Raw genomic sequence first — 23,359 nt, forward strand, 5'->3', positions numbered from 1 at the left:
TGCTACCGTCTGTCGGTGATTTGCGGTTTTTTGTGCTGTATCGGCCTCGACACATTCAAAAAAATGACGCGTTTCACAAAACACTTCTTCACGTTAATCAACGCTTGTAGCTCGACAGTGGCACATGGCTGCATCGCAACAATTGATATCGCAGTGATGGCATTGGCTATTTTTAGACGGTTTGTTGACGCCAAAGCGTTGTCGAGGCTGTTTAAAAAATAAACGATTCAGCCGATAGTCTGGATGACCAAACGGGCCAGCACACCCGTTTCAGAGCCATTCAGTTGGTGCGCGATGCGCACCTTGCGAGCTACGCGATGATCGACCTTGCTACCTGGAATCTCTCCGTACCTGTCGGAAGCCCTGCGACCATTATCGAAACCCCCAAGTTGGTAAAGGGCTACCGGGATGGCTACTTTCAATCGGGGGATACGCTGTTCTTCTGGGCGCCGGTGACGGGGTCAACCACCGAAAACGCCAAGTACCCGCGTTCCGAATTGCGTGAGACGACTTCAGACGGAAGAGTCTTCAACTGGGCCTACTCGAGTGCCGACAACTTTTTGCGCGCCACCCTGGAAGTCGATCAGGTGCCTTCCAGTGGCAAGATCGTGATCGGTCAGATTCACTGCTACCAGAGCACCGAACCGCTGCTGAAGGTGGAGTATCAGTACAAGGAGAAGCTGCAGACCGGTAACATCGTCGCCAAGTTTCGTCGTACGCCGGACTCGGAAATCGAGGTCATCACCATCGCGCAAGGTGTGCCGCTCAACAAGCAGTTCAACTACACCATCAACCTGTCGCCGTCTGGCGATCTGACGGTCAATGCCTTTGACGCAGTTTGGTACGCCAAGCTGGATTCAGCCTGGGCCAGCAAACTGTTCTACTTCAAGGCAGGGGTCTATACCCAGGACAATACCGGCTACACCACGGAAGGCGGCTCGGCCACGTTCTACAAGCTGGCCATTGCCCACGAGAAAAAGAATTGATCCTCGCGCACCGCAGGCTTCAGGCCGCCGGGAATATCAGACTGAAGCAGATTCTGCCGACGGCGGGTTGATCGACTTCGACCCGACCGCCGTGCAGTTGCATGATTGCCGTGACGATCGCCAGCCCCAGGCCGTTGGAATCCGAACGCTCATGGCGTGAGGCGTCACCGCGATAGAAACGATCGAACAAGCGCGCGAGTGTGGCTTGCGGCAGCACCGGTCCCTGATTCTCCACATCGATCTTCCAGTGCCTGTCCACAGCCGTCACCCGCATCAGAATTTCGCTGTCTTCATCGGCGTAGCGAATCGCATTGGCGACCAGATTGCTCAGTGCACGCCGCAGCAAAATAGGATCGGCCAGCAACGTGCCTTGTCCGTGGGTGCTCAGGGTCAGATTGCGTTCTTCGGCCAGCCCCTCGAAATAGCCGGCGACCCGTTGCAGCTCATCATGCAGATCCAGCGACTGACGTTCCAGCGCGGCTTGGGCTTCGTCCGCCCGTGCCAGAAACAGAATGCTTTCTACCAGCCGCGAGATGCGCTCCAGCTCTTCCAGATTGGAGGCCAGTAGCGCCTGATATTCATCGGCGCTGCGGTTCTGGCGCAAGGCGACCTGGCAGTGGCCCATCAGCGATCCGACCGGTGTGCGGATTTCGTGGGCCAGATCGGCAGAAAACTGCATCAGGCGTCGGTAGCCATCGTCCAGACGGTCAAGCATGGCGTTGAACGCGTCGCTCAGTTGTTGCAGTTCGACGGGCGTATCACGGCTGTCGAGGCGTTTGTGCAGGCTGGCCGGGGTGATTGCGGCGGCATGGGCGGCCATTCTGCGCAGCGGACGCAAGCCGCGGCGCAACAGCACATAGCCCAGCGCTGCGGTGATCAGAAACGCCAGGGCCACGGCTATATAGATGCGCTGACGGAAGCTGGCGAGCATGGCCATTTCCTTGACCATCAGGTGTGCGGCCTGCAAGCGTACTTCGACACCGTTGGACATCACCTGCACGGCAGCAGCGCGCAACGGCACGCCTTGCAGGCTCATGCCGCTGCGCAGGTCGTCGACCTGCAGCGGCTGGTCCTGCGCCACGGTCGGCAGCTCCGGCAGAGGCGCGTGCTGCGGGTTGACCGAGATCACTGGTGATTTGCCTGGCTCGCCGATGATGAAGATGTCTTCTTCGCTGTCGAGCATGTTCTCGAACAGCTGCGGGCTGCCTTTGAGGTTGTCCATGGTCAAGTCATAGCGCAGCAGCTTGCGAAAGTGGTCCAGCCGCGCGAGCACGGCATGGTCGCTGCGTTGCATGACCGTTTCTTCGATGGACTGATACAGGTACAGGCCGGCGCCGCTGACGGTAAGCATCGCCACCAGGGCAAAGGCCAGGGTCGAACGCAGGGTCAAGGAAGGCTGGCGTCGCATGGCCGCACCTCGCACACATAACCGATGCCACGCACGGTGTGGATGAGTTTGACCGGGTAGGGCAGGTCCACCTTGCTGCGCAGGCGCTTGATGGCGACGTCCACGACATTGGTGTCGCTGTCGAAATTCATGTCCCAGACTTCCGAGGCAATCTGTGCCCTGGACAGTACGTCGCCTTCGCGGCGCAATAACAGGTGCAACAGGGCGAACTCCTTGTTGGTCAGCACGATGACCTGCTGCTGGCGCGTTACGCGGCGGCGCAGCAGGTCCAGTTCCAGATCGGCCAGATGAAAGTGGTCCGCCTCGCGTACCACGCCCCGGCGCAGGATGGTGCGGATGCGCAGCAGCAGTTCAGTGAAGGAAAACGGCTTGACCAGATAATCGTCGGCACCCAGTTCCAGGCCGCGAATCCGGTCCTGCAACTGGTCGCGCGCGGTCAGAAACAGCACTGGCACGTCCTGCCGGGCGCGCAGTACTTCGATGATTTGCCAGCCATCGATGCCCGGCAACATCACGTCCAGCACGATCAGGTCATAGCGGTTTTCCAGCGCCAGGTGCAGGCCGTCGGCCCCGTGTTGGGTCCAGTCCACCTTGTAGCCGGACTCACCCAGACCCTTCTTCAGGTACTCGCCGGTTTTGGTGTCATCTTCAATCAGCAGGATATGCATCGTTTTGTCCGCTACGCTTTTGCCTGCACCCATGGTGCGCCGATGCCGGAGTCTAACCAGTTGCCGACAAGGTGTCCGACGAATGACAAAAATGTCATTGCCCGGTCATTCTGCGGTGCCGGTAGCGGTGCAAAGATGGGTTTCAGATCTCACCTGCCAAGGAAGTACCGATGAAGACTGCACTCTCTACTACGTTCGGCCTGCTGTTGCTCAGTGCCGCTGTCATGACCCAGGCTGCCGACATGAAGGTGGTCAAACCGATGCGTGGGACCGTCGACAGCGTCAGCGCCGACACCCTCGATTTCACCACCCGTTCGGGTCAGCACGAAAGCATCAAGCTGACTGACAAGACCGGTATTCGTCTTGTGTCCGAAGCTGACTTCAAGCAAATCAAAGGCGACAGTTTTGTCGGTTCGGCTGCCATCCCGCAGGCGGACGGCACACTGAAAGCGCTGGAAGTGACCGTTTTTGAGGCGAGCCTCAAAGGCAGTGGCGAAGGTCACTATGGCTGGGAAAACGCTGATGGCAGCACCGGCACCATGACCAATGGCACCGTTGGCACGTTGGCTGGCACCGATGGTCGCACGCTGACCGTCAAATACGAGGGTGGCGAGAAGAAACTGGTGGTGCCGCAGGATGTGCCTATCGCCTACGTCGAGCCAGGCAAGGTCGCCCAGTTGACCAAGGGCGCCAAGGTCGTGGTGTTCCCGGCTGACGACGGCAAGTCCGCTCGTGGTGTGGCCGTCGGCAAAGGTGGTTTCACCCCGCCGATGTAATCACCGCCAGAGCTGTCAGGGGCGCAAGGCTGCCCCTGACAGCCTTTTCCAGGCCTGATCAGAGGGATCTCGACATGAAAACCCGCCCCATCCATCCGTGGCCGGTGCGCCTGACCCACTGGGTCAATGCCGTGGGCATGGTTTGTATGTTCATGAGCGGTTGGGCGATCTACAACGCATCGCCACTGATGCCGTTCACCTTTCCCAAATTCTTGACACTCGGCGGCTGGCTGGGCGGTTCCATTGCCTGGCACTTCGCGGTGATGTGGCTGTTGGTCATCAACGGTCTGATTTATGTGTTGTATGGCGTGTTCAGCCGCCATTTCAAACGCGACCTGTTGCCGGTCCGGCCGTCCGAAGTGACGCGTGACATGAGCGACGCGTTGCGTTTTCGACTGGTCCACGTCAAAGGCCGTTACAACGCCGTGCAACGGTTGATGTACTGGTTGGTGCTGGCCATGGGCGTGCTGGTCGTGCTGTCCGGTCTGGCTATCTGGAAACCGGTGCAGTTTCAGGAGCTGGTCAGTCTGCTGGGCGGATTCGATTTCGCCCGTTGGGTACATTTCGGGGCGATGACCGCCATCGGCGCGTTCGTTATCGTCCATCTGCTGCTGGTCGTGCTGGTGCCCAGTACTTTGCTGCCGATGATTACCGGCGGCCGCCAGCCGAACGAAGACGGAACTGCGCAATCATGAACGAACCACGTAAACGCATCACTCAGCGTATCCGCCTTGAGCCCGCGCAAGAGCGCCAGCTGGTCGATATTCAGCGCCGCTCGTTTTTGCGCGCGGGGCTGACCGTGGGCGCGATGTCGATGCTCACAGGCTGCAACCTGCAGGATGGCGATCAGGTCGATAAAGTGCTGTGGGCCATGTCGCGCTGGAATGACCGGGTTCAGGCCTGGCTGTTCAACGGCCAGAAGCTGGCGCCGACCTACAGCAAGGCGCAGTTGACCAATCCGTTCCCGTTCAATGCGTTCTACCCTGAATACAATGTGCCGGAGCTGGATCTTTCCGATTACCAGCTGGCGGTGTCGGGGCTGGTGCGGGACAAGCAGCCGTGGACGCTGGAGGCGCTGCGCAAACTGCCGCAACGCACGGACATCACGCGGTTGATCTGTATCGAGGGCTGGAGTGCGATAGGGCAGTGGGGCGGCGTGCCGCTGAAGACGTTCCTGGAGTATATCGGCGCTGACACGACCGCGCGTTTTGTTGGTTTCAAGTGCGCTGACCGCTATTACTCAAGTCTGGATATGCCTACTGCGCTGCATCCGCAGACGTTGCTTGCGCTGGACTTCGGTGAAGTGGCGCTGCCACCTGATTACGGTTACCCGTTGCGGGTGCGGGTGCCGACCAAGCTGGGCTTCAAGAATCCCAAGCACATCGTGGAGATTTTCGTCAGTAACGAGAATCCTGGAGGGTATTGGGAGGATCAGGGGTACAACTGGTTCAGCGGGATCTAGGAACGGACGCAGAGCGTCCCGAAATGTGGAGCATGGGCACGATAGGTGTTCTCACGAGCTCCTCTCGTTCCTCACGCTCTAGCGTGGGAATGCCTTTCGTGACGCTCTGCGTCACATGGCGGTTTTTTCTTTGTCAGGTGGATTGAGGTTCGGCTCAGGTCACCTTTTCGCCCCTCGGCGACCTACTTTGATGGGGCCAAAGTAGGCAAAGCCCGCAGCTCCGTTTCCGGCCCGACTTCGTCGGGTTCCTTCGCCCTGTCACTGATCCGGGGGTCGCCGCAACGGGCCCTCCATGGCCCGGTGCGGCTAGCCTGGCGTCCTGCCAGGCTACCCCCGGATCAGCGCCAGGACTCAGCCGTCACTTACGTCGCAATTTGCGTCGTCAGTGCCATCGCGTTAAAAAGCACTTTCAGGCGCGGCGCTTCAGATCAATTCAGGCCCAGTTTGCCGCGCAGGGTCGAGAGGTCTTCTGCCAGGGTGTTGACCGGACCGATCAGGGCTTTGCGGTCGTTCTCTTTGACCTTGTCGTAGGTTTCAAAGCCACCGTCCTTGGTCTTGTACTTGGCGAGGATTTTGTCCACGGTGGCGAAGTTCTTGTCGACTTTGCTCGAGAAGGCCTTGTCCTGCTGTTCGATCTGCGGGCGGAACAGGTCGACGATTTTCTTCGCACCATCGATGTTGCCCTGGAAGTCATACAGGTCAGTGTGGCTGTAACGGTCTTCCTCGCCGGAGATCTTGGTCGCTGCCACTTCTTCCAGCAGGGCTGCGGCGCCGCCGACGACTTTTTCCGGCGGGAAGGTCAGCTCGGCCACGCGCTTTTCCAGGTCTTTGACGTCGCTCAACAGCTTGTCGGCGATAGGGCCCTGATCCTTGGTGGTGTTCTGCGAGAACAGCGCATACTCCAGGCGATGGAAGCCGGTGAAGTCTTCCGCCGTCACGCCTTGTTCATGGTCGTCGACGCGCGAGTCGATGGACGCGTCCAGGTCACTGAACAGTTCGGCAATCGGCTCTACCGACTCGTAGTACACGCGAGTAGGGGCGTAGAGCTTTTTGGCTGTCGCGATGTCGCCTTTTTTCACGGCATCGGTGAATTTCTGGGTGTGGCTGACCAGTTCTTCGATGTTCTCGGTCACGTAGATCTTGTAGTCCGACACCGGGCCTACCAGATCCAGCGGCGCGGTGGCGGCGAAGGCCGCCAGTGGAGTCTGGAGCAGGCCAAGGGTCAGGAGCAAAGCCAGGGGCGTCTTTTTCATGAGTGTCTTCCGGGTCAGGAGTGGATAGGTCATGCGTTTTGAGTGGACGATACGGCCGCCAGCAGCGAGCGACCGATGAAATCCTGGTCGCCGGTTACCCCCGGCAGGGTGAAGAAATAGCCGCCACCGACCGGCTTGAGGTACTCCTCCAGCGGCTCGCCGTTAAGCCGGCTCTGTACCGTAATGAAGCCTTTTTCCAGATCGGCCTGATAGCAGATGAACAGCAGGCCCATGTCCAGTTGACCGTTCTTGTTCACTCCATTGGAGTAATTGAACGGGCGGCGCAGTATCAGGTTGCGCTGGCTTTCGGCGGTACGCGGGTTAGCCAGGCGGATGTGCGAATCCAGTCGGGTTTTCTTGCCTTCCGGGTCGGCTGCGTAGTTGGGCACATCGCTCTCGACTTTGCCGTCCATGGGCGCGCCGGTGCTTTTGCTGCGGCCGAAAATCGACTCCTGCTCCTGCAAGGGCGTGCGGTCCCAGCGCTCGACGAAGTTGCGGATGATGCGCACCGCCTGATAGCTGCCGTTGGCGGCCCAGGCCGGTTCGTCGCTGCCCGGCTGCACCCAGACCAGTTCGTTCATGGTCTTCTGGTTGTTGGAATCCGGGTTCGCCGAGCCATCCCGGAAACCCAGGAAGTTGCGCGCGCTTTCCGGCGGCTGACCGGGTTTCTTCGGTGCCTGCGGCGGCACGGTGCCTTCCTGTTTCCAGCGCACCAGCAGCAGGTCGGGCAGGTTCTTGACGATGTCGCGCAGCGCATGGATGTTGCTGTCGGCAGTGTTGGCGCAGAACTGGATGCTCAGGTCGCCATGGCAACTGGCCGGATCCAGCGCATCGTTGGGGAAACCGGTCATGCGGCTCAGGCGTTTCGGCTTGACCGGGGTCAGACCGAAACGCTCGTCGAACAGCGACTCGCCTACCGACACGGTGATGGTCAGGTTGTCCGGGGTCACCACCGGACCGAGAATGCCCGAGTCCGGCGGTGGCAGTTTCGGATCGATCTCCGGCACAGGGCCACCGGTCATCAGGAACGCGATGCGCTCGTTCAGGGTGCGAAACAGACGTTCCAGGTCTTCACGGTCGGCGGCCAGAACATCGAATGCCACCAGCATGCCCGCAGCAGGGCGCGGGTTGACGATGCCGCTCTGATGCAGGCCGTGAAACTCGTTGTGGTCCTGCGTTTTCTCACTGTTCGGCGCTTCGGCGACCTGCGCAGGTGCTGCGGCAAGTGCGTTGCCACTCAGGCTGCTGCCAGCCAGCGCGGCCCCTGCAGCGCCGAGCCCCATCAGAACGCGGCGGCGTTGCAGGGAGGCCGGAGCATTGCTCGTGTCTGAATTGCTGTCCGGATTTTTCATCGTGCTGTGCTCCAGTAAATCAAAGGCCGGAGAGGCCGAGTGCCGGGTCGATGCCATTGAGTGCGTCAGCCAGAGCGCCAGCCTTGGCGGCGATCTGCTGACGCTGCACCTTATCCACCTGATCGTAGGGACGCACGCCACCATCGGCGGTGCTCAACGCATCAAGCGTGGTGTCCAGATCAGCAATGGCTGCGTCGATCTTCTGCAACAGATCACCCGCACTGCGGGCCAGCAACGGCCGCAGCAGGTCGACGATCTTGCGGGTGCCGTCCAGGTTGGCGGCAAAGCCGTTGAGGTCGCTGTGGCTGTAGCGTTCCTCTTCGCCGTTGCTGCGTACCTCAGCCAGGCTGCGCAGGGTGCGCGTGGCAATGGCCGCCAGCTGTTCGGGCGCCAGCGATTGCGCCATCAACTGTTGCTTGAGCTGGGTGACGTCGGTTTGCAGACGCTGCGCGACCGGCGCCAGGCCCTCGACGCTGTGTAGCTCGTACAGGCCATATTCAATTCGGTGAAAGCCGCCGAAGCCAGGATCCTGTTCACGTTTCTCGTAATAGTCGGCGCGGGCATTGATCGCATTGTCCAGCTCGGCAAGGCGCTGTGCAGCCGGTGCGATGCGCTGGTAGACGGCGCGGGCGGGCAGGTAGGCCGCCTGGGCGGCGCTCAGGTCGCCGGCATCAATGGCCTGTTGCAGGGCTGTGACGGCCTTGATCAGCGCCGAGCTTTGCAGGCTCAGGTACACGCGGTACTCGGAGAGCGGCCCGATGAAGGCGGTCATGGACGGACGCGCCTTGGCCTTGGCGTCGGACTCTGCCGTCGGCGTGACGTGCAAGGTGCCGCGCGGATTACTCAGCAGACCGCAAGTAATCGTGTAATCACCGGGCGTCAGGTTGGCATTGATCACCTGGCTCAGCCCTGGCGCGATGTTTTCCCGTTCTTCAATCACCAGCACGCCATCGAGAATTTCCCATTCGACGGCGCGTTCCGAGCGGTTGACGATGCGAAAGGCGTTCTTGCCCGCAGCGACCGTCAAGGCGTTCGGTTCGCAGTTATGAGCGTGGATATTGACCACGGTCTCAGTACCGGCATTGGCCGCGCGCTTTTTGGCTGCGACCTGCGAGGCGTAGTAGAACAGCCCGCCTGCGGCGATCATCAGGATCACTGAGCCGGCGACTGCCAATCGCAGGACACGGGGCGGCCGGGCTTTCCCGGAAGGCCCTGAGGGACGGTTAGACATGGAGGCCCTTATTCGTTCGTAACAGAAGATGTGTTTGGCTGCATGACCTTGCCAGCGGCCGGGGTGTGCGGCTTGAAGAACAGCAGCAGCGCCCCGATCAGGTAAATCAGGTAGGCACTCAGGGTGCTGACCGTCGGCGCGTCCTGGTAACCGAACATGCCCGCCAGTACCGAACCGGCAGGACCGTCCATCGGTAGCAGCGCACTGATGTCGAAAACCACTTCCTGCAGGTGATTCCAGACCCCGGCTTCATGCAGTGCCTGGACGGAGTTGGCGAGGATCCCCGCCGCCACTACCAGAATGAACAACCCGGTCCAGCGGAAAAACAGGCTCAGGTTGAGGCGCATGCTGCCGCTGTAGATGGCCACACCGAAAGCGACTGCCAGTAACAGGCCGAGCAGGGCGCCCAGCGGCGCGCCGGAGCCGTCGCTCTGCTGGAACACGGCGAGCAGAAAGAAGACGGTCTCCAGGCCTTCGCGGGCCACGGCGAAAAACACCATGGCAATCAGCGCGTAGGTCTGGTTTTTCGAGCCGGTGAGGGCGGCGTCGAGTGATTCATGCAGCGCGTTTTTTATCGACCGTGCGACCTTGCGCATCCAGAACACCATGGAGCTGAGAATGCCGACCGCGATCAGGCCGACGATGCCTTCGAACAGTTCCTGCTGCTTCTGCGGAAACTCTGCGCTCATCAACTCAAGCCCGCCGCCGACGAACAGCGAGAGCGCGGCAGCCAGAAATACGCCGATCCATACCGCAGGCATCCACTCGCCGCGGCCGGTCTGCTTCAGGTAACTGGCGATAATGCCAACGATGAGCGCGGCTTCGATGCCTTCGCGCAGCATGATCAAAAAGGGAACAAGCATATCTCACCGAGTCAAAGCTGTAGGGTGAACGTGTCTTAGCGGGTCGTAGGCCGGAAACACTGCGTAACATAATGATACTCATTCTTGAATGCGGGTAGTTGTTTTTTATCGGCTATGCGTTTTTGGCAGGTCGTTCAGGTCAGGTTCAGCTAATCGGTCACGGTGTTTTGAATGTTCCGCGGTCTTCGCAAATCAGCGATCATTTCCGCCTCTGCGTAAACCCTGTTTGCCCGCCTGGCCGCTTCAATCTGGAAGTCATCATGTCATCAAAATCACACAGCGCTGACCGCGAGCATGCTGAGGCGGTCGCGGCGCTTAGGTCCATAGACGTGCAATGGCAGTCGTTGATCGACCATGTCGGCCCTTGTCTGCATCCGGTCAGCGCAGCGCAGGACCCGTTTCAAGCGCTGGTCAAGGCGGTCGCCTATCAGCAATTGCATGCCAGGGCAGGCGATGCGATGGTCAGGAGGCTGCGTGCGTTGTTTCTGGATGACAGCCTTCCAGAGGTCAGCTTTCCGGGCGCGCAGGCACTGGTCGATCTGGATGATCAGGCGCTGCGCTCCTGTGGCTTCTCGGCGTCCAAATGCCGGGCGATCAAGGCGATTGCTGCGGCGCGGCTGGACGGTCTGGTGCCTGAGGTCAGTGCTGCGCTGGCGATGGGCAACGAGGCGCTGGTCGAACGCCTGATCCAGCTACCGGGCGTGGGCCGCTGGACCGTGGAGATGATGCTCATCTACGGGCTCGGTCAGCTGGATGTGATGCCAGCCAGCGATTTCGGCGTGTGCGAAGGCTACCGGCGACTGTATGCTCTGCAACTCAAGCCGTCGCACCGGCAAATGGCCCGGCTTGCCGAGCGCTTCGCGCCTTACCGAACCATCGCCGCCTGGTATCTGTGGCGAGTGCCGGTCGATTTCAGCGAACTCGGCTCATCTCGAATTTGAAAGCAAGACTCGGAGTGCCCAGTGGCTCTGACAGGCGCAGTCTTATCGAAACTCAAGGCGGGCTCGACCATGGACAGTACAGAACGCACTCAACCGGCACGCGCCCTGCGCACTGAAGACGATCCGCGCTGGGACATCCTGGTCAATCGGCGTTCAGACGCTGGCGCTGCCTTCGTTTACGGCGTGCTGACCACTGGCATCTATTGCAACCCGTGCAGCCCGACCCGGCTGCCGCGTCCGGAAAACGTGGTGTTTTTTGATAGTGCACACGACGCCGAGGCCGCCGGGTTTCGCCCGTCCCTGCGCAATGCCGGCGACTCACATGCGCTGCAGCTCAAGCACGCGCAAGCCGTCGCCCAGGCTTGCAGACTGATCGATGCCGCCGAATCGATGCCCACTCTGACCGAGCTCGCGGAGCAGGTCGGGATGAGCGGTTTTCATTTTCACCGTATTTTCAAAAGGCTGACCGGGCTGACGCCCAAGGCCTACAGTGTTGCCTCGTTACGCTCGCGGGTGAAAGTCCAGCTCTCACAGGACGTCAGCATTACCCGTGCGTTGTACGAGGCGGGCTACAACGCCAACAGTCGGTTCTATGAGGCATCGCAGAACATGCTTGGCATGAAACCTTCCGAATACCGCGCGGGCGGGACCAATGTCGATATCAGGTTCGCTCTGGGTGAAAGTTCGCTGGGTTCGATTCTGGTGGCCACGAGCAGCAAGGGCATCTGTGCAATTTCGCTCGGTGATGACCCGCATGCGCTGATCGAAGCTTTCCAGGACCAGTTTCCCAACGCCAACCTGATCGGCGCAGACGCAGCGTTCGAACAACTGGTTGCCGAGGTCGTGGGTTTTGTCGAATCACCCGCGACCGGCCTGGCGCTGCCACTGGATATCCGCGGCACGGTGTTTCAGGAGCGGGTCTGGCAGGCGCTCAGGGACATTCCTGCCGGATCGACGGCCACCTACACGCAGATCGCGACGCAGATAGGACTGCCCAGTGCAGTCCGTGCGGTTGCCAATGCCTGCGGTGCGAATAAGCTCGCAGTGGCCATTCCCTGCCACCGTGTGGTGCGCAGCGATGGATCGTTGTCGGGCTACCGCTGGGGCGTCGAGCGCAAGCGCAAGCTGCTTGAAATCGAAGCGGCCGAGGGGACAGGACTGTTTTCAGGGCGTTGAGCAGCAGCCCATTTTCTGCAGAATCCGATAGGCCAGTTTCACCCGCTCCTCGTTCGGGTAGTTTTTGTTGGCGAGGATGGCAATCCCCAACTTCTGCTCCGGAATGAACGCCACATAGCCGCCGAAACCGTTGGTTGATCCGGTTTTGTTGACCCAGACCGAAGATTGCGCTGCCTGCGGTGGCTCGATCATTTCGGTTTTGACCGTGTTCAGCATGGCGCTGGCATTGCCCTCAAGCAGCGTTTCCAGATGAACCGGCAGCGGATACTGCTCCCAGATCAGGTCCTGAGTCATGCCGCCGACCTTGAAATAGCCGGTCCGGGTATCGCGCAGGGCTTTTTGCAGCGCGGCGTCGTTTTGACCGAGCCCGATGTTCGCTTCGACGAAGCGTAGCAAGTCGCTGCTGCTCGATTTCACTCCGTAGGCTTCAGCCGCCAGTGGACCTGGATTGACCCTGACCGGCTCGTCGAGTTTGTTGTAGCCCTGCGCATACAGCGCCTGTTTTTCATCGGGCACGTTGATATAGGTATTACTCAGACCCAGCGCCGGAAACAGCCGCTGCTGCAGAGCCTGTTCATACGGCAGTTTCATGCTGCGCGCCGCAACCATGCCGAGCAGGCCCACACTGGGGTTGGCGTAGGTGCGATGGGTGCCGGGCAGATAGTCGGGCTGCCAGGCCTTGAAATATTCCATCAACTGGCGGGTGTTTTGCACTTTATCCGGCACCTGAAGCGGGAAGCCGCCAGCCGTGTGGGTGCCCAGATGGAAAACCGGCACCTTACCCAGCCGCGTGGCCTGCAACTGCGGAATAAAGCTGTCGATGCTTTGCGTCAGCGACAGCTGCCCATTGGCCTGCGCCCAGGTAGCGAGGGTGGCGGTGAAGGTCTTGCTGATCGAGCCGAGTTCAAACAGCGTATCGCGGGTGACTGGCTGGCCGGTGGCTTTTGACGCGACGCCATAGGTGTAGAACTGCTGTTTGCCCTGGCGAGTAACGGCGATCGACAGGCCCGCGATATGATTTTCCTGCATCACTTTGCTGGCTTCTGCCTGCACGAATGCGTCGACAGACGCTGTGTCATCGTCGGCAACAGCCACCGCATTGAACAGCAGAAGTCCTGTGCAGAGCAGCGCTCCATTCCATTGCATTGGATTATTCCTTGTTGTTTTGGGGCATGGGCCGATCATCAGAGAGCTTTCCTGGAAGCCCCACCGTGGTGGTCGGTCGTCAAAGGTTTGCGTAATATGCCCCCTTTTTTGCGCTTCCTCCATGGAGCGCCGCTCAGGTAACCCATGAAAACGATCCGTATACGTGCCGAAGTCCTGGCAGGCCTCACCACATCTTTTGCATTGGTGCCCGAGTGCATCGCCTTTGCGCTGGTCGCCCATCTCAATCCGCTGATGGGGCTCTACGGTGCGTTCATCATCTGTACCCTGACCGCGCTGTTCGGCGGGCGTCCGGGCATGGTGTCCGGTGCGGCCGGTTCCATGGCGGTGGTGATCGTCGCGCTGGTGGTTCAGCAGGGTGTGCAGTATTTGCTGGCGACCGTATTGCTGGGCGGTCTGATCATGATCCTGTTCGGCTTGCTGCGGCTCGGCAAACTGGTGCGGCTGGTGCCTTATCCGGTGATGCTGGGCTTCGTCAACGGCCTGGCGATCGTCATCGCGATGGCGCAACTGGAGCACTTCAAGTTGGGTGAATCATGGCTCAGCGGTACGCCGCTGTACGTGATGCTCGGGCTGGTGGCGCTGACCATGGCGATTGTCTACCTGTTGCCACGCTTGACCCGCATTGTGCCGCCAGCGCTGGTGGCTATCCTCAGCGTCGGGCTGGCGGTCTACCTGCTCGGCCTGCCGACCCGCACCCTGGGCGACATGGCGCACATTGCCGGTGGCTTGCCGGTATTCGCCATGCCGGACATTCCGTGGAATCTGGAGACGCTGCGCATCATCGCGCCTTACGCGATCCTGATGGCGCTGGTCGGTCTGCTGGAAACCCTGCTGACCCTCAACCTGACCGACGAGATCACCGAAACCCGTGGTTATCCGGATCGCGAGTGCGTGGCGCTGGGCGCTGCCAACGTGGTCTCCGGTGCCTTCGGCGGCATGGGCGGCTGCGCGATGATCGGCCAGACCGTGATCAACCTGAGTTCTGGCGGCCGTGGTCGTCTGTCGGGCGTGGTCGCGGGCTTGATGATCCTGATGTTCGTGCTGTTCCTCTCGCCGCTGATCGAGCGCATTCCATTGGCGGCGCTGGTCGGGGTGATGTTCGTGGTTGCCCAGCAGACCTTCGCCTGGGCTTCGCTGCGCGTGCTGCGTAAGGTGCCGGTCAACGACGTCCTGGCGATCATTGCCGTGACCGTGGTCACGGTGCTGACCGATTTGGCCACCGCAGTGCTGTTCGGGATTATCATTGCAGCAATCAATTTCGCCTGGCAGCAGGCTCGCGAGCTGTACGCCGACAGCCATGTCGAAGCCGACGGCAGCAAGGTCTACCACCTGCATGGCACGCTGTTCTTCGCCTCGACCACACCGTTTCTCGACCAGTTCAACCCGGCCGAAGACCCGGCGCAGGTGACACTGGACTGCCGCCACCTGAGCTTTGTCGATTACTCGGCCATCGCTGCGCTCAAAACCCTGCGCGAGCGCTACGCCAAAGCGGACAAGCATTTGCGTGTGGTACACCTGTCCGAGCGCTGCAAGCGATTGCTCAAACGTGCCGGCGTGCAGCATGCCTGAGTTGAGTTGATGAGTTGCGCGGCGCAGCCTCTTATAGGCTGGATGTCTTTTCTCCGATAGCGAAGGGTGTGTGCCTGATGGATGCCGTCTCTCCTCTGCAAGCCTACGAACGTGCCGTCCAGCGTGGTTTTCAACCCGATCAGGCGCAGTTGCAGGCCGCCCGGCAATTGCAGGCGTGTTATGAGGGGCTGGCCGACGCTCGCGGTCGGGCTCGTGGCGTTTATCTGTGGGGGCCGGTCGGACGTGGCAAGACCTGGCTGATGGACCGCTTTTTCGAAAGCCTGAGCGTACCGGCCCGGCGTCAGCATTTTCATCACTTCATGCGTTGGGTGCACAAACGCATGTTCGAGTTGATGGGCACTTCCCAACCGCTGACCGTGGTCGCCAAGGAGCTGGCGCGTGACGTGCGGGTGATGTGTTTCGATGAGCTGTTCGTCACCGATATCGGTGACGCAGTGATCCTTGGCGGGCTGTTGCAGGTGATGTTCGAAGAGGGCGTGGTGCTGGTCTGCACGTCCAACCAGCCACCGGAGCAGTTATACAGCCATGGCCACAATCGCGAGCGCTTCCTGCCAGCGGTTGCGGCCATTCTGAAGTACATGGATGTCGTGGCCGTCGACGGCGGCGAGGATCACCGGCTGCACCCCGGGCAACTGCATCAGCGCTACTGGATTGCCGAAGCCGGTCGACCCAGCGCCTTGCAGGGCATCTTCGAAGCGTTGAGCGCGGATCAGCCGGTTCACGATTCGCAGGTCATGCTCGGTTATCGCAGCATTAATGTAGTTCAGCATTCCGACACGGCCGTGTGGTGCCGCTATCGCGACCTTTGCGAACAGCCGCTGGCGGCCATGGATTTCATCGCCTTGTGCGATCGCTTTTCGGTGATTCTGCTCAGCGAGGTGCCGCTGCTGGGGGCCGCACAGCGCGAAGCGAAAATTGCCCGCGGTACCGAGGATGGCGTCGAGCAGGTGACCGCAGGCGATCGCGAGCTGCCGCAGTTGTCGCCCAACGATGATGGCGTGCGGCGCTTCATCGCGCTGGTCGACGAGTGCTATGACCGGCGCATTCCGCTGTATGTCGAAGCGCCGGTGCCGATGGACGAGCTGTACACCGAGGGCTACCTGTCGTTTGCCTTCCGGCGCACCCTCAGTCGACTTCAGGAAATGCAGCTGGAGCGTTTCACCGAGTCCTGATGCTTAGCTCGCATCGCGGCGGCGCTGGGCCCGCATGTGCTTGGCGCCTTCGATCATCAGGACCACGACGGCCATCCAGATCGGCAGGTACGTCAGCCATTCATCGCGACCGATGCTCTCGCCCAGCAGCAGGGCGACGCCGACCAGCAGGATCGGCTCGACATAACTGAGCAGTCCGAACAGGCTGAACGGCAGCAGACGGCTGGCAAGGATGTAACTGACCAGCGCCGAGGCACTGATTACCCCGAGCAACGGAATCAGCAGGTACAACAGCGGTGTCTGTTGAATGGCCTGCGGATGGCCGTGGGCGATGAACCACAGGCCGATGGGCAGCATCAGCAGCATGTCGAACCAGAGCCCGCCGAGGTGATCGGTCTTGAGCGTGCGACGCAGCACGAAGTACAGCGGATAGCCGCCCGCGACCAGCAGGGTTTCCCAGGAGAAACTGCCCAGCCGCCACAGCTCATGCGCCACGCCGATCATGGCAAACACCGCAGCAACTTTCTGCAAGTAGGAGAGGTGCTCGCCATACACCACGCGGCCGGTGAGAATCATGCTCAGCGGCAGCAGGAAATAGCCCAGCGACACCTCCAGACTGCGCCCGTGCAGCGGTGCCCACATGAAGATCAGCAACTGCGCACCAAGCAGCACCGAAGACAGCAGCAGCGCGAAGATCAGCAGCGGTTGCTGCCTGAGTCGGACAGCCACTTCGCGGACTCGCCGCCAGTCACCGCTGACCAGCATGAACAGCGTCGCGCAGGGCACGGTGAGCAGCATGCGCCAGCCGAAGATTTCTTCGCCGTCGAGCGGGGCCATCAGTGACGTATAGAAATACATGACCCCGAACAGCGTAGACGCCAGGACCGACAACACCACACCTTTGTACACAACGGCCTCCGCAACAGCTGATTCGACAGATTGCGCACCCGTCTGGTGCGCGTGGTCGCCAGTCTACTGGCCTGAGGTGCAAAAAGCTGCAAATCAGACGGCCTCTGCACGGCGATGGAACGAGCCCTTTCCAAGTGCATCAGAGGTTTTGGCTAACCGATCAGATTTGTTAGGCTGTCGCGCTGGCCGGTGTGACCGTACTCGGTAAATTACAAGGAGCATGCATGACCTCTTTCAGCACCGCAGCCCAGGATGCCAAGGCTCGGGCGGAGCAGTCTTCGACGCGTATCGCGTTTTTCATTGCCGGCTTCAGCGTGGCCTCGTGGGCGCCGCTGGTGCCTTACGTCAAACAGCGGATGGGCCTTGATGAGGGCACGCTTGGGCTCTTGTTGCTGTGTCTGGGGGTGGGCTCGATCATTTCGATGCCGCTGGCGGGAGCACTGGCGGCGCGCTTTGGCTGTCGGCGTCTGCTGGTGTGTTCGACGCTATTGATCTGCCTGTGCCTGCCGCTGCTGGCGACGATTTCCAGTCTGCCGCTATTGATCGCCACGCTGTTTCTGTTTGGCGCGAGCATGGGCGGAGTGGACTGCACGGCCAACGTGCAGGCGGTAATTGTCGAGCGCGCCAGCGGCAAGACCATGATGTCGGGGTTTCACGGCCTGTTCAGCCTTGGCGGGATTGTCGGTGCAGCGGGCGTCGCCGGTTTGCTCAGCCTGGGTATCTCGCCATTCACGGCGATGCTGATCGTGGTCTTCCTGACGTTGGTCGCGCTGGCCAAAGCGGCGCCGAATCTGTTGCCTTACGGCAGTCCGGCCGATGGGCCAGCCTTTGCAATCCCGCGTGGCGTGGTGCTGTTCATTGGCCTGCTCTGCTTCACCGTATTTCTGGCCGAAGGCGCGATGCTCGACTGGAGCGCGGTATTCCTGACCTCGTTGCGTGGTGTCGAGCCTTCCTATGCCGGGCTGGGTTACGCGGTATTCGCCGCGACCATGACCCTTGGGCGGCTGTTTGGCGATGCAGTGGTAAAACGCGTCGGCTCCAACCGAGTGATTATTCTCGGCGGACTGTGTGCCGCAGCGGGCCTGGCCGTCGCGACATTGATCCCGTTCTGGCAGGCGGCGCTGCTGGGGTATGCATTGGTGGGGGCGGGTTGCTCGAACATCGTGCCGGTCTGCTACAGCGCAGCCGGTCGGCAGAAGACCATGCCTGAAAGCGTGGCAATCCCGGCCATTACCACAGTCGGTTACGCCGGGATTCTGATCGGTCCTGCGGCAATCGGTTTCATTGCCCATGTCAGCAGTCTTGAGCTGGCGTTCATGATCGTTGCCGTGATGCTGGTGGGCGTGGCGATCGGGGGCAGCAAACTCAGGACCTGATCGGTATTACAACCTGCGCGCCATCCCCGACACCCGGATCGAGCTTCCCGGTTGCTGCGGGATTTCGGCGCGCAGACGCGATGGGCTGCCCATGTCCTCGCCCTGAATAATGTCTATCAAACCGCCATGCGGCCAGCCGATATCACGCAGATAGCCGCCCAGCGCTGCCGTGGCCGCGCCGGTGGCCGGGTCTTCGTAGACGCCGCCGAACGCAAACGGGTTGCGGGTGTGAAACAACTGATCGGTCTCGGCCCACACCAGCAGAATCGTCGCCCAGCCTTCACGGACCATCAGGTCGTGACCCGTCTGCTGGTCGTAGCGCATGGCCTTGAGCTTTTCGCGGCTGTTCAGCGCCAGCAGCAGATGCCCGGCACCGCCATTGATATGCGCGGGGGTAATGCGCTCATGCAGATCGGCATGGTTATAGCCGAACAGCGCCAATGCTTCTTCCAGCAACGGCACACTGACCGGCTTGCTGAACGTGGGTGGCGATTGCAGCGCCGCCGACGTCAGCGAGCGCTGTGCGTGGCCCTCGACCGTAATCTGCGCCTGATTGAGTGTCAGCTGAAACACGCCATCGCCTTGCTGCGCCGCCAGCGCTGCGCCCAGGGCGATGGTGGCGTGCCCGCAAAACGGTACTTCTGCCAGCGGCGAGAAATACCGCACCCGCCAGCCGCCTTCGACAGGCGCAGCGAACGCCGTTTCGGAAAAACCGATGTCGGCGGCAATCTGCTGCATGACGGCATCCTCGGGTAACGCATCGCCAATCCACACACCTGCCGGATTGCCACCCCGATCTCCGTCGCTGAACGCCGCCAGTTTGAGTACTTCAGTTGTCATCGAAGGGTATCCTTGCCTGGGTCAGTAGAGGACAGTGTGCAATGACGAGGATTTGATTATCCAGTGAGAACATTTGATGCACGGTATGCGTGTGCCTGATGCATCACACCTCACACCTCGCCAGACGTCGCTGTATCAGGCGCTCACGCAGCGTGTCGTAAGCCCAGTTGAACAGCAGGGTATAGGGCAGAAACATCAGCAGCAGACCGATGTCCAGCCAGAACGCTTCCATCAGGCTGATCGTCAGCCACCATGCGGCCAGCGGCACCACGGCCAGAATCAGTCCGGCTTCGAAACCCGTTGCGTGCAGGACGCGGACCGTCAGGCTCATGGTAAATCCGTAGCGGTTGCGCAGGCGGTCGAACAGCGCGTTGTAGGTCATGTTCCACAGCATGGCGATGGTCGAGATCATCACCGTCATGGCGCCCATCATCGCCAGCGACTGGTCCATCAGCCAGGCCAGCAGTGGTGCGACCAGAATCACACCGCCGATCTCGAACAGCGCGGCATGCATCGCCCGCTCACGCAGGGTTTTGCTGGCGACGCCGGGTTGCCGGTCGATGTGCGGTTGGCTGTTACTCATGACTACGTTGCCCTTGGTGATGATTGATGGCGGTATTATCATCGGTGTTTACGTTAAGTTGAAAATCAATACCATCGGTTAAACCGATATGAGAGCGCCATGAGTTATTCGCCAGAAGCCCTGGAAGCCTTCGCCCAGATTGCCGCGCTGGGTTCGTTCAGCGCGGCCGCACGCCGTCTGGGCAAGAGCCAATCGACCATCAGTGAAGCGATCGCCCGCCTGGAAATCGATCTGGGGCTGGAGCTGTTCGATCGCTCTTCCAGGCAACCGGTCCTGACCGAAGCGGGGAGGGTCATGCTGGGCCGTGTCGATGATCTGCTGTGCGCCTCGGACCGGCTGCGTCGCGCGGCTGCGCGGCTTGCGGCAGGGGTCGAGCCACGGCTGACGCTGGTGCTGTCGGATGCCAACCAGTTTGCCGATTTCGAACGGCTGATGACCGAGCTCGATCAACGCTTTCCAGAGCTGGAAATGGAATGCGTGTTCGCCGAGCATGGCGACGCCATCAGCCTGGTGCAGTCGGGCAGGGCTTCACTGGGGCTGCTGTCGGCGCAAGCCAGCTACCCACCGGAAATCGGTCACGCGACCATCGAGGAAAGTGCCGATTTCGGTCTGTTCGTGTCGCACAAACATCCACTGGCCGCACTGGAACGGGTCGATTACCAACAGCTGGCCCGCTATCGCGCCTTGCGCCTCAATACGCTGATCGAGCACAGCATCCCCACCGACGACCTGCCCACTAGCGGCCATCGGCATTGGTCGGCACCCAATTACCTGCTGTTGATGGACATGGCTGCGTTCGGGTTTGGCTGGTCGGCATTACCGCGCTGGCTGGTGTCGCGCTATTCGGGCGGCCTTCTGAAAGAGCTGCAAGTCTCCGGCTGGCCGCGGCGCTCGGCGGTGGACGTCATCTGGTCGTTCCAACGCAGTCTGGGGCCTGCGGGCGCGTGGCTGCTTGAGTCGCTGGTGCCGTTTGCGGGAGAGTGAGTCGGGTTTGCGCAATTTCCTGTACGGCACAAGCTTTTCCAGTCTCGCGACTGCAGCAGAATCCCTTTATAAAGAGTGTCTGCAACCCGACAGCACGAGGAATCAGGCATGGCTTTCGATTGGCACTCCGACCTCATCACGCGCGACACGCCAGTGAATGACGACTATCGGAACACGCAGAACGTGAGGCGCTTCATGACCTTGCAGTGCGGGGCGTCGTTCAGGTTCGATCGGCCATTCATGGCGTGGATCAAAAATGGCGAGCCCAAGAACATGGGGCAAGTCGCAGACCAATGGCTGCGCCTGCATGCGGCAACCTCAGCGTCGAACTGACAGCGTGCGCCGCAATGGGACCGATCCCGCACGGCAGGTCCTGTGCTGGTGAAGACTGTTCACAAAAGCATGTCTCGATCTGATTTGACGAAAACCACCAATTTCTGAACTCAAAAAGCCATTATTTTTGCAAGCGAGCGTTTTTTCTCGTAGCGTGTTCGCGTCGCCCCGCACGACGGGAAAGCGGCACAACCAATACCTCAGGTGCCGCCGCTGTGACCCCGACAGATTTACAACGTCTCCAGAGCCGGTTAGCGGCTCTGGAGCAGGAAAACGCCTCGCTTAGAGAGAGCCTGAGTGTCACCGGTCGGGAGGCCGAATACGCCCTGGCACAATCCCAAGAGCGTTATCGTTTTCTGTTCAACGCGATGGATGAAGGCTTTTGCATCATTGAGTTCTTTGACGGGCCGCACGGTCCGCTGAGCGATTACATTCACGTCGAAGCCAACCCGGCCTACGAGTACCACGCCGGCATTTCCAACGTGGTGGGCAAGAAGCTGCGCGAGATGGTTCGCGAGGAGGCTGATGGCTGGGTGGAGTTTTACGGCGATGTGTTGCGGACCGGCAAGCCGATCCGTTTCGAGCGCGAGCTGGTGGCCACCGGGCGTTATCTGGCTTTGACCGCGTTTCGCATCGAGCCGGCCAGCCGCCGGCAGGTCGCGGTACTGTTTCAAGACATCACTGAACGCAAGCGCGCCGAGCTGGCGCTCAAGCAACTGAACGAAACACTGGAGGCGCGCATTGTCGAAGCCGTGGCCGAGCGCAATGTGCTGGCCGATGTCGTCAACGGCACCAATGCGATCATTCATGTCGTCGACTGCAATTTTCGCTGGATGGCTATCAATGGCGCTGCCCTGCGCGAGTTCGAGCGCCTGTTCGGCGTCCGGCCGCAAGTGGGTGACAGTATGCTCGACCTGCTCGACGACCGGCCGCAGAGCAAGGCTGATCTTGAACGGCGCTGGACGCGTGCGTTAGCGGGCGAGGAGTTCGCCGAAAGCGTCAGCTTCAGCGACTCGAACGATCCGGCCAGCCATTTTGAAATACGTTACAGCACGCTGCGCAATGCTCAGGGGCAGGCCATTGGCGCTTACCTGTTTGCCTACGATGTCAGCGAGCGGCTGCGCGAGCAGAAGCGCCTGAGCCAGGCTGAAGAAGCCTTGCGCCAGTCGCAGAAGATGGAAGCCGTAGGCCAGTTGACTGGCGGTATCGCCCACGACTTCAACAACCTGTTGACCGGCATCACGGGCTCGCTGGAACTGCTCAAGACGCGGGTGAGCCAGGGTCGTTTCAATGAACTGGACCGCTACATAGGGGCTGCGCAGGATGCTTCCAAACGTGCGGCGTCACTGACTCATCGATTGCTGGCGTTTTCGCGTCGGCAGACCCTGGACCCCAAGCCGGTCGACGTCAACCGGTTGGTCATCGGCATGGAAGAACTGATTCGGCGCACGGTCGGGCCGCACATCACCGTGGAGGTGGTGACCTCGGTCGGATTGTGGTCAACGTTCATCGATGCACCGCAGCTGGAAAATGCCTTGTTGAACCTGTGCATCAACGCCAGGGACGCCATGCCGCGAGGCGGGCGGATTACCATCGAGACAGCCAACCGCTGGATTGACGAGCGTGGTTCGCAAAGCCGCGATCTGATCCCCGGGCAGTACCTGTCGTTGTGTGTCAGCGACACCGGCACAGGCATGTCGCCCGAGGTCATCAATCGGGCATTCGATCCTTTCTTTACCACCAAGCCGCTGGGGCAGGGCACGGGGCTGGGGTTGTCGATGGTGTACGGTTTCGTGCGCCAGTCCGGCGGCCAGGTGCGCATTTATTCCGAGCCTGATCAGGGCACGAACATGTGCCTGTACCTGCCGCGTCATTACCTTGGGGCGCCGGAAGAGATCGAGTCTGCGGATGCCTCTGAATCGACGTCGGTACAGACCGAGCGCACCGTGATGATTGTCGACGATGAGCCGACCATCCGCATGCTGGTGGCCGAAGTACTGGAGGACCAGGGCTACATTCCGATCGAGGCGGGCGAAGGCGCATCTGCGCTCAAGGTGCTGGAGTCCGATGCGCGTATCGACCTGCTGGTGACCGACGTCGGGTTGCCGGGTGGCATGAATGGCCGGCAATTGGCCGATGCGGCGCGCATCATTCGACCCGACCTCAAAGTGCTGTTCATTACGGGTTACGCAGAGAACGCCATCATTGGCAACGGCCATCTGGATCCGGGGATGTGGGTGCTCACCAAACCCTTCACCATGGAAGCGTTTGCCAGCCGCATCTACGAAATGATCGAGCGCGAAGACTGAT

At 60.6% G+C, this 23,359-nt stretch carries 22 protein-coding genes; 12 read left to right on the forward strand and 10 right to left on the reverse strand.

Going from position 1 to position 23,359, the window contains the following annotated elements; translation table 11 throughout:
• Positions 1-317 precede the first annotated feature (317 nt).
• Positions 318-986, forward strand: a complete 669-nt coding sequence (locus JOE34_RS15055) for a polysaccharide lyase family 7 protein (RefSeq protein ID WP_003344165.1) — start codon at positions 318-320, stop codon at positions 984-986.
• Positions 987-1,005: 19 nt separating this feature from the next.
• Here the strand turns inward: JOE34_RS15055 and JOE34_RS15060 are convergent, their stop codons facing one another.
• Entirely contained in the window at positions 1,006-2,394 is a 1,389-nt protein-coding gene (locus JOE34_RS15060; RefSeq protein WP_003427546.1) for a heavy metal sensor histidine kinase, read from the reverse strand.
• Positions 2,373-3,062, reverse strand: coding sequence for a heavy metal response regulator transcription factor (locus JOE34_RS15065; RefSeq protein ID WP_002554192.1), 690 nt, complete (start codon positions 3,060-3,062; stop codon positions 2,373-2,375). Before JOE34_RS15065 ends, JOE34_RS15060 begins: the two co-directional genes overlap by 22 nt.
• 170 nt (positions 3,063-3,232) lie before the next feature.
• Between JOE34_RS15065 and JOE34_RS15070 the strand changes: the two genes are divergently transcribed.
• From JOE34_RS15070 to JOE34_RS15080, 3 genes are all read left to right on the forward strand, one after another.
• Complete coding sequence (locus tag JOE34_RS15070; RefSeq protein WP_004417075.1) at positions 3,233-3,838, forward strand: hypothetical protein; 606 nt, start codon at positions 3,233-3,235, stop codon at positions 3,836-3,838.
• A gap of 74 nt (positions 3,839-3,912) precedes the next feature.
• Positions 3,913-4,533 (forward strand): cytochrome b/b6 domain-containing protein, encoded by a 621-nt coding sequence (locus JOE34_RS15075; protein ID WP_003427555.1) that lies wholly within the window; start codon positions 3,913-3,915, stop codon positions 4,531-4,533.
• Positions 4,530-5,300 carry a molybdopterin-dependent oxidoreductase gene (locus tag JOE34_RS15080; RefSeq protein WP_003344155.1) on the forward strand — a complete coding sequence of 257 codons (771 nt, stop codon included), beginning with the start codon at positions 4,530-4,532 and terminating at the stop codon, positions 5,298-5,300. The genes JOE34_RS15075 and JOE34_RS15080 overlap by 4 nt, the downstream gene beginning before the upstream one ends.
• 428 nt (positions 5,301-5,728) lie before the next feature.
• On the opposite strand, the gene efeO (JOE34_RS15085) is transcribed toward JOE34_RS15080, so the two are convergent.
• From efeO (JOE34_RS15085) to efeU, 4 genes are read right to left on the reverse strand one after another with little or no spacing between them, the layout of a single operon-like run.
• A complete protein-coding gene (efeO, locus tag JOE34_RS15085; protein WP_003427240.1) occupies positions 5,729-6,553 on the reverse strand; it encodes an iron uptake system protein EfeO in 825 nt (274 codons plus the stop codon).
• Positions 6,554-6,582: 29 nt separating this feature from the next.
• Positions 6,583-7,905 (reverse strand): iron uptake transporter deferrochelatase/peroxidase subunit, encoded by a 1,323-nt coding sequence (gene efeB / locus JOE34_RS15090; protein ID WP_024664591.1) that lies wholly within the window; start codon positions 7,903-7,905, stop codon positions 6,583-6,585.
• A 19-nt stretch (positions 7,906-7,924) separates the two neighbouring features.
• The gene (gene efeO / locus JOE34_RS15095; RefSeq protein WP_032659268.1) at positions 7,925-9,136 is read right to left on the reverse strand and encodes an iron uptake system protein EfeO; all 1,212 of its coding nucleotides are present in this window, start codon (positions 9,134-9,136) and stop codon (positions 7,925-7,927) included.
• Positions 9,137-9,144: 8 nt separating this feature from the next.
• A complete protein-coding gene (efeU, locus tag JOE34_RS15100) occupies positions 9,145-9,999 on the reverse strand; it encodes an iron uptake transporter permease EfeU (protein WP_004417080.1) in 855 nt (284 codons plus the stop codon).
• A 260-nt stretch (positions 10,000-10,259) separates the two neighbouring features.
• Between efeU and JOE34_RS15105 the strand changes: the two genes are divergently transcribed.
• Positions 10,260-10,940 carry a DNA-3-methyladenine glycosylase gene (locus JOE34_RS15105; protein WP_024693754.1) on the forward strand — a complete coding sequence of 227 codons (681 nt, stop codon included), beginning with the start codon at positions 10,260-10,262 and terminating at the stop codon, positions 10,938-10,940.
• A 69-nt stretch (positions 10,941-11,009) separates the two neighbouring features.
• A complete protein-coding gene (gene ada / locus JOE34_RS15110; RefSeq protein WP_003391454.1) occupies positions 11,010-12,116 on the forward strand; it encodes a bifunctional DNA-binding transcriptional regulator/O6-methylguanine-DNA methyltransferase Ada in 1,107 nt (368 codons plus the stop codon).
• Here the strand turns inward: ada and ampC are convergent.
• Positions 12,105-13,262, reverse strand: coding sequence for a class C beta-lactamase (gene ampC, locus JOE34_RS15115; protein WP_046265836.1), 1,158 nt, complete (start codon positions 13,260-13,262; stop codon positions 12,105-12,107). The genes ada and ampC overlap by 12 nt on opposite strands.
• A gap of 144 nt (positions 13,263-13,406) precedes the next feature.
• On the opposite strand from ampC, the gene JOE34_RS15120 reads away from it, so the two are divergent.
• The gene (locus tag JOE34_RS15120) at positions 13,407-14,852 is read left to right on the forward strand and encodes a SulP family inorganic anion transporter (protein WP_046265837.1); all 1,446 of its coding nucleotides are present in this window, start codon (positions 13,407-13,409) and stop codon (positions 14,850-14,852) included.
• 77 nt (positions 14,853-14,929) lie between these two features.
• Entirely contained in the window at positions 14,930-16,045 is a 1,116-nt protein-coding gene (gene zapE, locus JOE34_RS15125) for a cell division protein ZapE (protein WP_046265838.1), read from the forward strand.
• Positions 16,046-16,048: 3 nt separating this feature from the next.
• On the opposite strand, the gene rarD is transcribed toward zapE, so the two are convergent.
• Positions 16,049-16,933: an EamA family transporter RarD gene (gene rarD, locus JOE34_RS15130; RefSeq protein ID WP_003315903.1), complete on the reverse strand. Its 885-nt coding sequence runs from the start codon at positions 16,931-16,933 to the stop codon at positions 16,049-16,051.
• Between the two features lie 224 nt (positions 16,934-17,157).
• Here rarD and JOE34_RS15135 point away from each other — a divergent pair, with 224 nt between their 5' ends.
• Positions 17,158-18,309, forward strand: coding sequence for an MFS transporter (locus JOE34_RS15135; RefSeq protein ID WP_003391460.1), 1,152 nt, complete (start codon positions 17,158-17,160; stop codon positions 18,307-18,309).
• Between the two features lie 6 nt (positions 18,310-18,315).
• Here the strand turns inward: JOE34_RS15135 and JOE34_RS15140 are convergent, their stop codons facing one another.
• Positions 18,316-19,149, reverse strand: coding sequence for a PhzF family phenazine biosynthesis protein (locus tag JOE34_RS15140; protein ID WP_046265839.1), 834 nt, complete (start codon positions 19,147-19,149; stop codon positions 18,316-18,318).
• Between the two features lie 103 nt (positions 19,150-19,252).
• Positions 19,253-19,732 (reverse strand): multidrug/biocide efflux PACE transporter, encoded by a 480-nt coding sequence (locus tag JOE34_RS15145; RefSeq protein ID WP_003344131.1) that lies wholly within the window; start codon positions 19,730-19,732, stop codon positions 19,253-19,255.
• Positions 19,733-19,831: 99 nt separating this feature from the next.
• Between JOE34_RS15145 and JOE34_RS15150 the strand changes: the two genes are divergently transcribed.
• The 3 genes from JOE34_RS15150 (at position 19,832) to JOE34_RS15160 (ending at position 23,358) form a co-directional block, all read left to right on the forward strand.
• The gene (locus tag JOE34_RS15150; protein ID WP_024649341.1) at positions 19,832-20,716 is read left to right on the forward strand and encodes a LysR family transcriptional regulator; all 885 of its coding nucleotides are present in this window, start codon (positions 19,832-19,834) and stop codon (positions 20,714-20,716) included.
• 108 nt (positions 20,717-20,824) lie between these two features.
• A complete protein-coding gene (locus tag JOE34_RS15155) occupies positions 20,825-21,049 on the forward strand; it encodes a DUF6434 domain-containing protein (RefSeq protein ID WP_003391466.1) in 225 nt (74 codons plus the stop codon).
• Between the two features lie 215 nt (positions 21,050-21,264).
• Entirely contained in the window at positions 21,265-23,358 is a 2,094-nt protein-coding gene (locus tag JOE34_RS15160; protein WP_032659260.1) for a PAS domain-containing protein, read from the forward strand.
• The last annotated feature ends 1 nt before the right edge of the window (position 23,359 follow it).

The sequence above is a fragment of the Pseudomonas sp. PvP028 genome, from assembly GCF_017832255.1.
GTDB classification, from domain to species: domain Bacteria; phylum Pseudomonadota; class Gammaproteobacteria; order Pseudomonadales; family Pseudomonadaceae; genus Aquipseudomonas; species Aquipseudomonas syringae.